8 protein-coding genes are annotated in these 15,868 nt (G+C 63.0%); 4 read left to right on the top strand and 4 right to left on the bottom strand.

The window, feature by feature from the left end; translation table 11 throughout:
- Positions 1–75 precede the first annotated feature (75 nt).
- Complete coding sequence (locus tag CFB17_RS06925; protein WP_165769472.1) at positions 76–630, top strand: sigma-70 family RNA polymerase sigma factor; 555 nt, start codon at positions 76–78, stop codon at positions 628–630.
- A 50-nt stretch (positions 631–680) separates the two neighbouring features.
- On the opposite strand, the gene CFB17_RS06920 is transcribed toward CFB17_RS06925, so the two are convergent.
- Together CFB17_RS06920 and CFB17_RS06915 are read right to left on the bottom strand one after the other, a co-directional pair.
- Positions 681–1,907 carry a BaiN/RdsA family NAD(P)/FAD-dependent oxidoreductase gene (locus tag CFB17_RS06920; protein WP_322112129.1) on the bottom strand — a complete coding sequence of 409 codons (1,227 nt, stop codon included), beginning with the start codon at positions 1,905–1,907 and terminating at the stop codon, positions 681–683.
- Positions 1,908–2,314: 407 nt separating this feature from the next.
- Positions 2,315–5,932 (bottom strand): vitamin B12-dependent ribonucleotide reductase, encoded by a 3,618-nt coding sequence (locus CFB17_RS06915; protein ID WP_088560926.1) that lies wholly within the window; start codon positions 5,930–5,932, stop codon positions 2,315–2,317.
- A gap of 653 nt (positions 5,933–6,585) precedes the next feature.
- Here CFB17_RS06915 and CFB17_RS06910 point away from each other — a divergent pair.
- The gene (locus CFB17_RS06910) at positions 6,586–6,966 is read left to right on the top strand and encodes an NADH:ubiquinone oxidoreductase subunit NDUFA12 (protein ID WP_243389778.1); all 381 of its coding nucleotides are present in this window, start codon (positions 6,586–6,588) and stop codon (positions 6,964–6,966) included.
- Between the two features lie 163 nt (positions 6,967–7,129).
- The gene (gene cbiB, locus CFB17_RS06905) at positions 7,130–8,122 is read left to right on the top strand and encodes an adenosylcobinamide-phosphate synthase CbiB (RefSeq protein ID WP_088560683.1); all 993 of its coding nucleotides are present in this window, start codon (positions 7,130–7,132) and stop codon (positions 8,120–8,122) included.
- Between the two features lie 42 nt (positions 8,123–8,164).
- Here the strand turns inward: cbiB and CFB17_RS06900 are convergent, their stop codons facing one another.
- Positions 8,165–9,649 carry a cobyric acid synthase gene (locus CFB17_RS06900; RefSeq protein ID WP_207761963.1) on the bottom strand — a complete coding sequence of 495 codons (1,485 nt, stop codon included), beginning with the start codon at positions 9,647–9,649 and terminating at the stop codon, positions 8,165–8,167.
- On the bottom strand, positions 9,649–10,308 hold the full coding sequence (gene cobO / locus CFB17_RS06895) for a cob(I)yrinic acid a,c-diamide adenosyltransferase (protein ID WP_322112128.1): 660 nt from the start codon (positions 10,306–10,308) through the stop codon (positions 9,649–9,651). Before cobO ends, CFB17_RS06900 begins: the two co-directional genes overlap by 1 nt.
- A 282-nt stretch (positions 10,309–10,590) precedes the next feature.
- Here cobO and CFB17_RS06890 point away from each other — a divergent pair, with 282 nt between their 5' ends.
- The gene (locus tag CFB17_RS06890; protein ID WP_165769471.1) at positions 10,591–15,864 is read left to right on the top strand and encodes a beta strand repeat-containing protein; all 5,274 of its coding nucleotides are present in this window, start codon (positions 10,591–10,593) and stop codon (positions 15,862–15,864) included.
- Positions 15,865–15,868: the final 4 nt, after the last annotated feature.

Here is a 15,868-nt window from a genome sequence, read left to right as displayed (position 1 = left end):
CAATTGCCAGGGCCATGTCCTGGGCCACTAGATAAGAGGGGCGAGGCACCCCTCGACGAGGAAAGAAGGACGAGCATGTTCCGCGAAGACATTCTTCAGATCGTGCCCCATCTGCGCGCATTTGCGCGGACATTGACGAATGGCGATCCACATTTCGCTGACGATCTCGTCCAGGACACCGTGGTCAACGCCCTGCAGGCGCAGTCGCAGTTCGAGGAAGGCTCGAACCTGAAGGCCTGGCTCTTTACCATCCTGCGCAATCGCTTCCGCAGTCTTATAGCGCGCAAACATGTCAAATCGGAAATCGGTGACGACGATCTCGAGCGGCTGTCCACCGTTCCGGCGCACCAGGAAAGCCGGATCGAGGTCATGGCCTTCAAGAAGGCATTCGTGAAGCTCAGTCCCGCCCATCGGGAGGTCCTCGTACTTGCCGTGATCCATGGCTATTCCTACGAGCATATCGCCGATATCTGCGGCTGCGAGGTTGGCACGGTGAAGAGCCGGGTTAATCGCGCCCGTAATCTGCTCAAAGCCATGCTCCTCGACGACGAGGCCGAGATCGATAGTCGCACTGAGGCGTCCAAGCTGGGGCGAGTGAGGATCGCGCCGGAGTATCGTCTCTACGCCTGATCCCTAGCACGGCCAGCAGAACGGGGCGCCAAAGTCGACTGGCGCCTTTTTCATGGGGCATGCTGGGGATTTTCTGGCGAACGCGCCAGATATTGCAGCGCGCCTTCACCTGCCGCGGCGCCGGTCGCCATACAGGCTTGCAGCAGGTAGCCACCCGTCGGCGCTTCCCAGTCGATCATCTCGCCCGCCACGAAGACGCCCGGCAGGCGCCTGAGCATGAACGAGGGATCGATTTCCTCCCACCGTACGCCACCGGCCGTCGAAATCGCCCTCTCCAGGCCGATAGGCCCGGACAGGCGCAAAGGTAGATTCTTAATCAGTGCTGCCAAAGCCGCTGGCTCACGCGGCAAATCCGAGCCCCTGACCTCACGCAGCAGATTAATGGCGACCGGTGGCAGGCTGGTCGCCTTGCGTAACCGGTTGCTGAGCGATTGCTGCGTCGGCTGCTTCGCCAGTCTTTGTGTCAATGCCGCCTCGTCCCGATCGGGCAGGAGGTCGAGCGTGACCGAAGCGCTGCCTGTCAGGGCCGCCTGATCACGGATCGGCCCGCTTAGAGCATAGAGCGCGCCTCCCTCCAGCCCTGCCTGCGTTACAACCAACTCGCCCTGACTCTCCCATTGCGCGAAACGTAGGCGCAAACGTTTGAGTGGCGTTCCGGCAAAGCGCTGACGAAAAGAGTCACTCCAGGCCATGCCGAAACCACAATTGCTTGGCCGGAATGCGGCGCAACCTATACCCAGCGTTTCCAGGGTCTCAAGCCAACTCCCATCACTGCCAAGGCGCCCCCAGCTTCCACCACCAAGAGCGAGAATTGTTGCCCTGGGTGAAACCTCATCCAATCGCCCAGTCGATGTTCGCAACTTATGTACATTGCCATAGGTGCAACCATCCCATTTGACATTCGGGAGAAAGGTTACGCCCAAGCTTCCAAGGCGCCGCAACCAGGCGCGCAATAATGGTGAGGCCTTGAGGGATCTCGGAAACACTCGGCCACTGGAGCCGACAAAGGTTTCCTCACCAAGCTCCATCGCCCATTCACGCACCGCCGCCGGTGGGAAGCGGCGGATTGCCGGCTCGAGAAAGGGGCGTGCGTTGCCGTACCGTTCGATGAAAGCCGCCAAGGGCTCGGAATGGGTGATGTTCAAGCCACCCAGGCCGGCCATTAGAAACTTCCGCCCCGGCGAGGGCATGCGATCGACCACCGCCACCCGATAGCCCTGGGCGCTGACGATCTCGGCTGCCATCAACCCGGCCGGACCGGCGCCGACGACCAGCAAATCAAGAGAGTTCGGTCTTACAACAGGATCGTTCATCGCAGCTTTTTGCCGGGCAACGCTGGCGATCACAAGCATACTGTGGAGGTCGTCGGTGGCTTTTCCGAACTCATTGCCGACGCAGCGTCCTATCCCCACCGCCTTGTGGATGAAGCGTGGGTAAAATCCGCGCCTTGGGGCAGGCCTGGGGATTATTCGGGGGGATGAGAGAAGACTGACGTGGGATCAGCCATCTTGATCTCTGGCTGCGGTCAGGATCGTGAGGTGGCTGTTTCGTCTATCGATGAGCCGGCAGCGATCGCTCTCGGCCGGGGACAAAAAAAGAGGCCCGGGGAAACCCCGGGCCTAAGCATGTTGGAGGAGAATACAAGAGAAACGCCCCGCTTGCCCGACGGGACGCTATGCGTACCCTAGCTGCACCCAGTGGTGGAGCCGCAGGTATCGCATTTCAGGCAGGTGCCATTCCGCACCAGCGTGAAGTTGCCGCAAGTCGAGCAGGGATCACCCACATAGCCTTTCAGCTTGGCGATCTGCACCTGCTCGGTGCGACTATTGGTAAAGGTCGCAGCTGGCTCGGCAAGGCCTTGAGAGCCGCTGTGACCTGATCTCTTCATGACAGATGACTTCTCTGCCACAGTATTGACCCCGGACTGGCCGCCACCGGCCAGGAGCCGAAGATTGGCGCGAACGAAGCCCGAACTGGCAAAGGCCGTCGCCGGCTGTTCGATTCGCTCGCCCTCACGCAAACCCTTTCCAATCGCATCATGCCGTACATCGGCTGGTTCTACATTAGCTAGGTCGGTTCGTCCAAGATAAGATATAGCCAACTCACGAAAAATGTAATCCAGAACTGAAGTTGCAAGCTTTATCGTATCGTTTCCGCTAACGATTCCCGACGGTTCGAACCGCGTATACGAAAAAGCTTCGACAAACTCCTCAAGCGGCACGCCATATTGAAGGCCGATGGAAACAGCGATCGCGAAGCTGTTCATCAATGAGCGGAAGGCAGCCCCCTCTTTATGCATGTCGACGAAGATCTCGCCGAGCGTGCCATCTTCGTATTCGCCGGTACGCAAATAGACCTTATGTCCGCCGACGACAGCCTTTTGCGTGTAGCCCTTGCGGCGGGAGGGTAGACGTCGCCGTTCACCAATCAAGCGCTCGACAATACGCTCCGTTACTTCCTTGACCCGGTCGACCTGGCTCAAGACAACCGGCTCGACATCGTCCTCCTCGTCATCCAATTCCTCAATCAGTTGTGAGGAAAGCGGCTGCGAGAGCTTCGAGCCATCGCGATAGAGGGCCAAGGCCTTGAGGCCGAGCTTCCAACCTTCGAGATAAGCCTCGGCACAATCTTCGATTCCGGCATTGGCCGGCATGTTGATTGTCTTCGAGATGGCGCCGCTAATAAATGGCTGAGCTGCCGCCATCATGCGAATATGACTGGATGTGCTCAGGAAGCGTTTTCCCAGTCGCCCACAAGGATTGGCGCAATCGAAGACTTCATAATGCTCGGGCTTCAAATGCGGCGCACCTTCGATCGTCATAGTGCCGCAGCAGTAATTATTGGCTGCCTCGATTTCCGCCTTGGTAAAGCCGAGGGCTTTTAGCATGTCAAAACCTGGCTCGGCCAGTTGCGCATCGGTGAAGCCCAGGACGTCCTTGCAGAGGTCCTCGCCCAGAGTGAAGCGATTAAAGGCATATTTGATGTCAAAGGCGGCCGGCAAGCTCTGTTCAAGCTTTTCCAGAGCTTCCATCGTGAAACCTTTGATTTTCAAGGTTTCGTGATTGATGCCTGGGGCGTCCTTGAGGGTACCGCGACCGACGGCATAGAGCGTGATCGCCTCGATCTCAGCCGTGCCGTAGCCCAGTGTGCGAAGTGCGTCCGGGACCATCCGATTGATGATCTTGAAATAGCCGCCGCCCGCCAGCTTCTTAAACTTCACCAGAGCGAAGTCGGGCTCGATGCCGGTGGTATCGCAATCCATGACGAGGCCAATCGTACCCGTCGGCGCTATGACTGAGACCTGGGCGTTGCGCAGCCCGTGTTGTTCGGCTGCCACAACGGCCTGCTCCCAGGCCTGCCGGGCCGCTTGCGCCAGATCGGGGTCGGGACAGATGGCAGCATCCAGAGGGACGGGCGGGGTATTCAGCGACTCGTACCCTGTGGCCTCGCCGAACGCGGCCCGCTTGTGGTTGCGCAGCACGCGCAGCGCATTTTCACGATCCGGCGCAAAGCCTGGGAACGGTCCGAGAGCCGCCGCCATCTCCGCCGAGACGGCATAGGCGGTACCGGTCATCAGCGCCGTGATCGCCGCGCAGAAGGCTCGGCCGCCATCACTATCATAACCCAGGCCCGAGGCCATCAGGAGACCGCCCAGATTGGCAAAGCCAAGGCCCAGGGTGCGGAACCGAAAGGACAGCTCGGCTATCTTTTCGCTCGGGAACTGCGCCATCAAGACCGAGATCTCAAGCACGATCGTCCAGATCCTCACCGCATGGATGAAGTCATCGACCGCGAAGCGACCATCCGTCTGCTTGAACATCATCAGGTTCAAGCTGGCCAGATTGCAGGCCGTATCGTCCAGAAACATGTATTCCGAGCAAGGATTGGACGCATTGATCCGCCCGGCACTGGGGCAGGTGTGCCAATCATTGATTGTCGTGTCGTACTGCACGCCGGGATCGGCGCTGGCCCAGGCGGCATAGGCGATCTTGTCGAACAGCGTCTTGGCCTTGATCGACTTGGCGAGCTTGCCGTCCGTTCGGCGGATCAACCGCCAGTCACGATCGGCCAGCACCGCTCGGACGAAATCATCTGACAGCCGCACCGAATTATTCGAGTTCTGGCCGGAAACGGTGAGGTAGGCGTCGCTGTCCCAATCCGTGTCGTAGGTACGGATCTCGATGTCCTTGTAGCCCTGTCGCGCATAAAACAGGACCTGCTGCATGGCGGCATCCGGCAGCAGGGATTTGCGCGCTTCCTTGAGCGCCTTGCGAAGGGCGGGGTTGTTCTTGGGATCGAAGCGATCGCCCTCGATGCCGTCGGTCTGGCAGGCGGCCATCACCGCACGCGCATGCCGCTGGAGCAGCTTGGAGCCCGCGGCGAGGGCGGCCACCTTCTGCTCCTCTTGCACTTTCCAGAGAATATAGTCCTCGATGTCGGGATGATCGACGTCGACGGTCACCATCTTGGCGGCACGCCTCGTGGTTCCGCCCGACTTGATGGCGCCGGCCGCCCGGTCGCCGATCTTGAGAAAGCTCATCAGGCCCGACGAACGACCGCCACCGGAGAGCGGCTCGTTGATGCCGCGCAGCGCGGAAAAATTAGTTCCGGTACCCGAGCCGTATTTGAAGAGACGGGCCTCGCGCACCCAGAGATCCATGATGCCGCCCTGATTGACCAGGTCGTCGGCGATGCTTTGGATAAAGCAGGCATGCGGTTGCGGGCGCTCATAGGCGGAACTCGACGCCAGGACGCTGCCGTTCGTCTCGTCGACATAGAAATGGCCCTGCGCCGGCCCATCGATGCCGTAAGCCCAGTTCAGGCCCGTGTTAAACCATTGTGGCGAATTGGGCGCGCCCATCTGTCTGGCGAGCATGCAGCGCAATTCGTCATAGAAGGCGCGGACATCCGCCTCGGTGCTGAAATAGCCTCCCTTCCAACCCCAATAGGCCCAAGTACCGGCCAAGCGATCAAAGACCTGGGCGGCGCTTGTCTCGCTTCCATAGCGCTCGTCCTCGGGCAGCTTTGCCAACGCACTTTCGTCGGCGACACGCCGGCAAAGCCAAGCGGGCACGCCCTTTTCCGGCACGCTCTTAAGGCGCGCCGGAACACCGGCCTTACGGAAATATTTCTGGGCAAGAACGTCGACGGCAACCTGCGACCACGCGGCAGGGACGTCGGCACGATCCAGCTTAAAGACGACCGAGCCGTCCGGATTGCGGATCTCGCTCGAGGTCGTGCGGAAGGGAATGGCCGCGTAAGGGCTCTCACCGTCGCTGGTGAATTTCCGCGTGATCGACAGCGGCATTGTTCTCCTCCTTACGACGCAAAATGCGTGTTCTCGTCTTGTTCGTCAATTCAAATCGGCTGATTCAACCCGCCTTTTGTACCCATAGATTGATACTCAAGCGACGCTGATAGATGCCTGACCGTTGACTGATACAAGGTTGACAGTCGCCGCCCGGGCAAGGCGACGGCAGCTCATTCACTCCGCGTGCTCGCTATATATTGAGTGCCTGAATCCTTCCGGACCAATATATGGTGCCGAGCGATATCGCTGCCCCTGAACATTCCTCCTTCTCGCGGGTTTCGTGAAGCCCCTCTTTGGCCTGAAAGGCTGGATTTCGCGTCCTGGGTGGGTTGGTGTGACAGGCAGAACACGCACGCCAGGGTGGAATTATCGGCATGAGGTCAGCTGAGCTGGAGTTCAGTCTTGTTCTCATGGCCGAATCCGGATTGGTGCATCGGCAGGACCGCATCTCAGTGTTTCGCTGATTTTTGCTGAGAGTTATCACGGCACACAGATTTCCCCTCTTATCCACAGTTCGCCTGCGGTCCTGGCGTTATCCCCTGTTATCCACAGGGTGGCGGAGTGCTGAGCGGCAGGGCATAATGGGGCGGTCGATGAGGCGCGCCCGCGCGTTTACGGCGGGCGGCAAGACGGGAGCAGAGGGCTTGCTGAGATTCTTGCGCGATAATGCGCTCCAAACCTTTCTGATGACGCGATTTCGCGGCGCGTTCGTCGGCGAGGACGAGTTCGGCAACAAATATTATCGTCAGGCGCGTGGGAGCGACTGGCGCCAGGAGCGTCGCTGGGTCGTTTATGCGGGCGCCGGAGAGATCGAGCCCAGCATGGTGCCGCCAGGCTGGCATGGCTGGCTGCATCATAGCATCCAGGAAGTGCCGACTGCTGCCAATCTCCCGCATAAAAGGTGGGAAAAGCCCTATTTGCCAAATCTGACCGGCACGCCGCAGGCTTATGTCCCGGCCGGCCACGAGTTACGCGGTGGCAAGCGCGCACCCGCCACCGGCGACTACGAGGCCTGGCGACCTTAAAGACTGCTCGGCTCCGGGCTGGCCATCGTGGCCATCGTCAGAAAAGCCGCGCCTCAAGGGCGCGGCTTTTCCATGTTCCGGCGTTGGGTGCATCCGGCCGGGATGCCGGGTATTTTGACAATGCGGGTTCGCATGCCCGCTATTTTGACGAGACCATCCGTCGATGCTGCTGGCCGATCCTCTGACGAGCCTTCTGGCTCTCCTGTTGGCGATCGGCCTCGACGCCCTACTGGGGGAGCCCGCCTGGCTCTGGCGTCGTCTCCCGCATCCGGTCGTGCTTCTGGGCCGATTGATAGGCTGGCTGGATCAGCGCCTCTTCGACCCTGAGCGCTCGCCTGGCCGGCAGCGATTGGCGGGCGTCCTGGCGCTCTGTCTTCTCCTGTCGACTTGCGTGCTGGTCGGCGGCCTCGTCCATGCGGGGCTGGCTGGATGGTCGTCCGGCTGGATCGTCGAGGGCTGCCTGATGGCGACGCTTATTGCCTGGCGGAGCCTCGTCCGGCATGTCGAGGCCGTGCGGCGCGGGCTCCTGCAGGGGCTGCCGGAGGGAAGGCGGGCGGTGAGCGCCATCGTCGGTCGCGACCCCGAGGCGCTCGACGCGGCGGGAGTCGGCCGGGCCGCGGTCGAATCGCTGGCGGAGAATTTTTCCGACGGCGTCGTGGCGCCGATCTTCTATGCCCTGCTCCTGGGCCTACCCGGACTCCTTCTCTATAAGGCCGTCAACACGGCCGACAGCATGATCGGCCACCGGAGCCGGCGATATCTTCATTGCGGGTGGGCCGCGGCTCGGCTGGACGATCATCTGAACCTCGTGCCTGCTCGACTCAGCGGCGCCCTGATTGCTGTCAGCGGCCTCCTGAGCGGGCGCTTTCACGCTGCATGGCAAAGCATGCGGCGAACGGCCGGCCTGCATCGCTCGCCCAATGCTGGCTGGCCCGAGGCCGCCGTCGCAGGGGCGCTCGACCTCAGGCTGGCCGGCCCGCGCGTCTATCACGGCAGCATGGAGGTCGACGGGTGGATGGGCGAGGGGTCGCCAGACGTCGGTCCGGGGGACATCGAGCGGGCCATTCGCCTCTGCCGCAATGCCTATCTGATCCTGATCGCTGCCCTGTTGGGGCTGGCTGCTATACTGTTTTTTCTTGGTAATTCAGCGGCTTAATAACCAATCAAATAAATTGATATTTGACCGTTCACGCATGCATCAAGAATTTTGCTGAATGGGGCTGGCCAGTGCCAGCAGCCTGTCGAGGTCGAGATGCCGCTCGAGATGGGCGGCCAGCCCATCGAGGGCAGCCTCCACGCGCGCCTCGTAGGCGAGTTCGGACGCGCTGCCCTTGGCCAGCCGCTGGAGCCAGCGCGCGCGGAAACGGTCATTGGCGAAAAGGCCGTGCAGATACGTGCCAAAGACGCGCCCATCCGCCGATCGCGCCCCTTCGGGGCGACCTTCGAGGACGAGCATGGGCCGGTCGCGATCGGGTCCGTTGCTGGACCCCAGATGGATCTCGTAGCCTTGCAGCGGTGTGCCGTCCTCTGCATCCAGTGCCTGGCGTGGCATCACGGTCTTCGTGGCCTCCAGGACCGTGTCGATCGCCAGGAGCCCGAGACCAGGATCACTGCCGGCCGGCCCCTCGAGCCCGAGCGGATCGGCGATCGTCCTGCCCAGCATCTGGTAGCCGCCGCATAGCCCGAGCACGTGGCCGCCCCGTCGATGATGCGCCTTGATATCGATATCCCATCCGGCCCGGCGCAAGGCGGCCAGGTCGCCACGCGTCGACTTGCTGCCGGGCAGGATGACGAGATCGATGTCGCCGGGCAAAGCCTGGCCGGGATCGAGGATCCGCAGGTCGACGGCCTCTTCCATCGCCAAGGGCTCGATATCGTCGAAATTGGCGATGCGGGGCAGGCGGAGGACGGCGATGCGCAGCCTCGCCCCTGTCTTGCGGCCGATCGCCAGCTCGTCCAGCCCCAGGGCATCCTCCTTGGGCAGATCGGCAGCGGCGTCACACCAGGCAACGACTCCCAGGCCGGGCAGGCCGGTATGGCCCTCGATGATCGGCACGGCGCTGGCAAAGAGCGTGGGATCGCCACGAAACTTGTTGACGATCCAGCCGACGAGGCAGGCGCGATCGGCCGGCTCGAGGAGGGCCACCGTGCCCACCAGTTGAGCCAGGACGCCGCCGCGCTCGATGTCGCCCAGCAGGATGACGGGTAGGGCGGCCGCTTGGGCAAAGCCCATATTGGCAATGTCGCCGCCGCGCAGATTGATCTCGGCCGGGCTGCCCGCACCCTCGACGAGGACGAGGTCGGCTGATCGTGCCAGGCGATGAAAGCTTTCCAGCACGGCTGGCAGGAGCGAGGCCTTCTTCGCCTGATAGGCCAGCGCATCGAACCGGCCCACCACCTTGCCCTGGAGGACGAGCTGTGAGCCGCGCTCGCTCTCGGGCTTCAGGAGGACCGGGTTCATGTCCGCGTGCGGGGCGACCTTGGCGGCCCTGGCCTGCAGGGCCTGTGCCCTGCCGATCTCGGCACCCTCCAAGGTAGCGGCGGCGTTGTTGCTCATATTTTGCGGCTTGAAGGGGCGCACGTTCAGGCCGCGCAAGGTGAAGGCGCGCGCCAGCCCTGCCACCAGCAGCGACTTGCCGGCGTTGGAGGAGGTGCCCTGGATCATCAAACCCCGGGGGCGCATCAGAACTCGACGCCGATCTGCGCCTTCACGCCGTCGCGAAAGGGATGCTTCAAGAGGGTCATCTCGGTGGCGAGATCGGCCATCTCGATCAATTCGGGCCTGGCATTGCGCCCGGTGACGACGGCGTGACAGGCGGGATGGCGGCTTCGCAGCGCTGCCAGCACCTCGTCCAGGGGCAGATATTCGTAGCGGAGCGTGATGTTGAGCTCGTCCAGGATCACCATGTGGAAGCTCGGATCCTGCAGCATGGCGCAAGCAGCGGCGAAGGCCTCCTTCGCGGCTGCGATGTCTGCCGCCTTGTCCTGCGTCTCCCAGGTGAAGCCTTCGCCCACGGCGACGAGGCGGACGAGGTCGGGAAAGCGCGTGAAGAGCGCGCGCTCGCCCGAATCGCGGCTGCCCTTGCCGAACTGCACGACGCCCAGCTTGAGCCCATGGCCCAGGCAGCGCATCGCCATTCCCCAGGCAGCCGTGCTCTTGCCCTTGCCCGTCCCGGTATGGACGATCAACAGGCCTTTCTCGATCACCTTGTCGGCATAGAGCTTTTCCTTAGCGGCCGCGATCTTGGCCTTTTTTTGCCGATGCAGATCATCGGCCTCCTCAAGCGTCATCGAAGCGATCCATCCGGTTCGGGGCCCGCATCCTCGCACATGGACGGCCATCCTGTCCGCCTTTGTCCCGTCCAGCCCTCATACCCGGTCCGTTCAGCCGGCAGACTTGGCCGGCAGGATTGTCGCAACCCGCACGCATCGGTTTCCCGTACTCGTCAAAAAAATTAATTTTATTGCTATCATAGGTTGAGAAAGCTAGAGGGCGACAATCCCGAAGATAGTTAATGCTTCGCATTCCGCAGCGCTCCAGCCGCCCGATGCCGAATGACGGAACAGCAGGATTTATCAAGTCCAGCAGAGGTTGGTAGGTAAATGGCAAAGTCTGGTGCAAGCATGTCGGCCGGCCTCGATGCCGGCGAGCCCTCACAGCCGACAGCGCCGACAGTGCCGGCCGCACCCGGCCAGGCTCGGCGACCGAGGCGGTCGGCGGGCAGACCCTATCTCATGGGACCGGCAGGCGTCTCGCTCCTGGGCGTGGCCCTGGCGATGTTCACCACGCGGGCCGCGGCCGAGGCCGGCGAGGCCGCCAGTACGGCTGCACCGAACCATGAGCCTTCTCCACACCCGGCCGGTGCCGAGATGTCGACGACTCCGGCGCCGGCCCAGCCGGTTGTCTTGGCTCCCGCCGTCCCCGGGGCGCTCCTTGTCGGCAGTTCCGGCGATGTGCCGCTCGACGTCACGGCCTCGGGGCAGGGCTTCATGATCGCCGGCCAGGCGGATGGGACGGCCGCGCCGCAGCCCGTGATCGACACCGGCTACTCCCTCGCGCCCTTGCCGCTCGGCGAGAATCTGGGTGACATGAGCATCAAGCTCTCAGCCTCGGCCAACACCGATGTCACGACGTTGGCCCTCGACGATGCAAGTGGGACCATCGACGGCTCGACAGATGCCAGCAACCGGCCGAGCATCGGCGATGTCACGGTAGGCGGCGATGGCAACGATGTTATCTATGGCACCGACCTCGCCGACAATCTCGATGGTGGCGCCGGCGACGACATCATCTATGCCGGTGCCGGCGATGATCTCGTCCATGGCAATGTCGGCAATGACATTATTTATGGCCAGGATGGCGACGACAAGCTTTATGGCGATGACGGCAACGACGTCATCCATGGCGGTGCGGGCCGCGACCTGCTTGAGGGTGGCGAGGGCAACGACCAGCTTTTCGGCGAGGAGGGTAACGACATCCTGCATGGCGGCCCTGGCGCCGATATCCTGGATGGCGGCTCCGGCACCAATATCCTGGATGGCGGCGAGGGCGACGACGTCCTCTACAGTCATGGGCCGACCGACCTTGTCAATGGCGGTGCCGGCAACGACACCTTGGTCATCGCCGGCGACTGGCGGGCCAATGCCGCGAGCCTCTCATCCTCGGTCTATGGCGACGGCACCGTCACCTTCAAGATGGGTGCCAGCCTGGCGGCAGTTCCGGCCGGTTTCAACACGGCGACGCAACAGGTCGCGACCGATATCGAGAACCTCCGCCTCGAAGGCTCGGACAATCACGACATCTGGGCCGACGACAAGGCGAATCTGCTCTACGGCAATGACGGCGCCAATCAGATCGCCGCTGGCGGCGGTGACGATATCGTCCATGGCGGCGGCGGCAACGACGTCCTCTATGGCGAAGCCGGCACGGACTATCTCTATGGCGACGCCGGCAACGACGTGCTGGCCGGCGGTGGCGGCTATGACGTCCTCTATGGCGGCGAGGGCGATGACGGGTTTTTCCTGGGCCTGGCCGAGGACGGCTCGGATCGCATCTTCGATACTGAAGGCCTGAACACGATCTATCTCCCGGGCGGCGATGCCGCCCGCGTCACGATCGCCGCCAGCGGCGTCGATCTCGTCATCGCCTATAATGGCCGCGACATCGCGACGATCGACAATTACGCCGCCAACGCCGCCCACTTCGCGGGCATCGACCTTGGCGACGGCCAGGGTGTCCGCAGCTTTGCGAGCTTTGCCGCCCCATCGAGCGGCGACCGGGTCGTTATCGGCACCACCTACAGCGACACGCTCTCGGGAGGACCGGGCAACGACACGCTGGACGGCAATGGCGGCAGCGACGTGCTCCAGGGGGGGGCTGGCAACGACACCTACCTTCTGGACGCGACGCGCGCCACCAGGGGTGAAATCGACACGATCATCGATTCGCAGGGCCTGAACACCATCAAGATCAGCAATCTGCCGGCGACGGCCAGCCTCTATGCGCAATTGGTCGGCACGGGCCTCGAGATCAGCTACGCCTATTACGACACCTCGCGCACCGATCCGGCAGGCAACGCCGCCTTGGTCAAGAAGACGATCGCCACGCTCTCCGACTATGTCGGCCACGAGGCGAATTTCGTCGGCATCGATCTTGGCAACGGGGTCGTATCGATCGCCAGCCTCCCCAAGCCGCCGATCGAGGGCCAGTACATCACTTCGCAATGGGGTTCGACGCTGGCCGGCGGCGACGGCAATGACGTCATCGACCCCACGGCGGTGAACGGCCAGGTGGATAGCGGCACGCAGCTCGGCACCGGCCAGGTCCTCAAAGGTGGTGTCGGCGACGATATCTACATACTCAAGGCCGGCAACGCCGCCACGCCGGCCTGGGTCATCGACGATGCGAGCGGTCAGAACACGATCCGGCTCCTGGGCGATCTCAAGCCCTCCTCGGTCTATGTCGTCCAGGGCAGCAGCGATCTCGACATCTATGTGGGCGACGCGCATGTCGCGACGATCCGCGATTTCGCCGATCGTGCCGCCAATTTCACCGGCATCGACCTCGGCAGCGGCGTCGTGGCCTTTTCGAGCTTCGGCAAGCCGCCGGTCGGCGATCTGTCGCTCACCGGGACCCTGGGGGCTGACAATCTGATGGGCGATGCCGGCAATGATACCCTAACCGGCCTGGGTGGCGGCGACATCCTCCAGGGAGGTGCCGGCAACGACACCTATATCCTCAGCCCGACGACCCAGGCAGCCGACCTCATCGTCGACAAGGAAGGCATCAACACGCTCAAGCTCGGCACCTCGACCAGCCTCGTCGATGTCGCCAAGATCATGATCAGCCCGAGCGGCGACGATCTGCTGATCGCTTATGACGGACGGCAGATCGCCACGATCAAGGACTATGCCCTTCATCCGTCGGCGTTTCCGGGCCTGACGGTCAATGGCGGTACCGTCGCCAATTTCACCAGCTTCAACCAGACGCTGACGGGCACGACCGGCAACGATGTCCTTCAGGGCGGCGCGGGCAATGACGTCCTGGACGGCAAGGGCGGCAGCGACACGCTCCAGGGCGGGGCCGGGGCGGACAGCTACGTTCTCTCGACGACGGGGGTTGTCACGATCACGGACGGGCAGGGCATCTCGACCCTCAAGCTCGCAGGCGGCGATGCCGGCAAGATCCTGGTCTCGCTCGCGGGCAGTGATCTCTCCATCCTCTATGACGGGGCCAAGATCGCGACCATCATTGGTTATGCGAGCGCGCCTGCGAGCTTTCCGGGCATCGATCTCGGCAGCGGCACGGTGGCGTTCTCAACCTTCCGCCAGGCGATCGCGGGGACGTCCGGCAACGAGACGCTGACCGGCGGCAGCGGCGATGACACGCTTCTTGGCAATGGCGGCACCGATACGCTCATCGGCGATTACGGCAGCGACACCTATGTGCTCTCCAGCGCCGGTAACGCCACGATCATCGACCAGCAGGGCCTTAATGTTTTGAGCCTGCCCGGCGGCGAGGCCGGCCAGGTGCTGGTCGCGATGAACGGCTATGACCTCGTCCTCTCCTATGACGGCAGCACGATCGCGACGATTAAGAATTATGGCCTGCACACCGAGAATTTCGCCGGGCTCGATCTCGGCGGCGGTGTCAAGCCGTTCGCGAGCTTTGCCCAGTATGTGAGCGGCACGAGCGGCTCCGACAGCCTCGTGGGCGGCCCCGGCAATGACATCCTGGACGGCAAGGGCGGTGTGGACCAGGCCGTCGGCGGGGCCGGTAGCGACACCTATATCCTCGATGCCTCGGGCAAGGTCGCCATCACCGACGGCGAGGGCAGCAATGTCCTGAAACTTGCGGGCGGGGATGCCTCCAAGCTGGTCATCGCCCTGACCGGTGCCGCTTTGACCGTCCTCTATGACGGCACGGCCATCGCCTCGATGGCCGACTATGCGAGCCATCCATCGGCCATTGCCGGGATCGACCTTGGTGACGGCGCGGGCACGCGCGTGCTCTCGACCTTCAGCCAGTCGCTGACCGGCACGACGGGCGACGACACCCTGGTCGGCGGCGCCGGCCAGGACGTGCTCACGGGCAATGGCGGCACGGATACGCTCAAAGGCGGCCTCGGCAACGACACCTATGTCCTCAGCGTCGGCGGCAATGCGACGATCACCGATACGGACGGCGTCAACCTGCTCAAGCTCACCGGGATCAATGCCAGCAAGCTGGTGGCGACCGCCGGCGGCAGCGACATGGTGCTGGCCTATGACGGCACGACGATCGCCACGATCAAGGACTATGTCGGGCACGAGGCGAATTTCAGCGGCATCGACATCGGCAGCGGCACCCAGGCCTTCTCGTCCTTCGCGCCGCACGATGCGACGGCGCTGCCCACCAGCAGCGCTGACATCACGAGCTTTTTTACCGGCACGCATGTCTGGTCGCCCAGCTTTGCCACCGCGTTCGCCGGCACGGCCGCCACCGGTGTCGATGCCGTCAGCTACAATGCGAATTTCGGCATCGCCGGCTATATCAAGCTGGCCGGGGCGACCGGGACGGCGCCGGCTGGCCTCGTGGGCACCGCATGGCCGGTCAGTTCGGCCAGTATCGACCACGCGCTGCTCAAGGGATCCGACAATCTTGGCCTCTGGGGCAACGCGCACGACAATCTGCTGGTCGGCAACAGCGGTGCCAACGTCATCGTGGGTGGTGGCGGCAATGACGTGTTGGCGGGCGGCGCCGGCAACGATTCCTATTATTTGCGGAGCACCGATTCCGGTATCGCCACTATCATCGACACGCGCGGGACCAGCGGCCTTGATCTCAACAAGGTCTATTTCGACGGTGCCTGGAGCAAGGTCAGCAGCGCGCTCTCCGGCAATGATCTGGCACTCAGCTATGACGGTAAGCAGTTCGCCACCATCAAGGACTATGGCAGCGGTGCGACCGGCATTACCGGCCTCGAGACGGCCGATGGCCAACACGACTTCGTCGTGACACCGGCCAGCAGCGTCGCCTCGCTGGCCAAGGTTTCCCTTCTGAGCGCCACGACATCGCTGGACACGGGGAACGGCAGCGACATCCTGGGCGATCAGCTGACCACGACTACGACCCAGGGCACTTCGAGCGCGACGCATGCCGCGGCCGCGCCTGCCGGCAGCGACATTCTGAGCGGCTCCACGCCCAGTACGGCTGAGGTGAGCCAGGCGCAGACCGTCTCCACCGAGGCCGCGAATGGCGGCCATGCGACCAACAGTGCCGCCGTCTCGGCGATTAACCATGTCCTGGACACGGCGGCGGTCCACACGCTCTCGACCAGCACCGATCTCTTCCATCCGGTCGAGACCGGTGCCACGCAGACCGCGACGCATGTGGAGGAATTGCATAAGGCCGCCTGAAGTA

The sequence above is a fragment of the Arboricoccus pini genome (genome assembly GCF_900187945.1).
Lineage (GTDB): Bacteria > Pseudomonadota > Alphaproteobacteria > Geminicoccales > Geminicoccaceae > Arboricoccus > Arboricoccus pini.
This window is presented reverse-complemented; position numbering and strand designations above follow the sequence as displayed.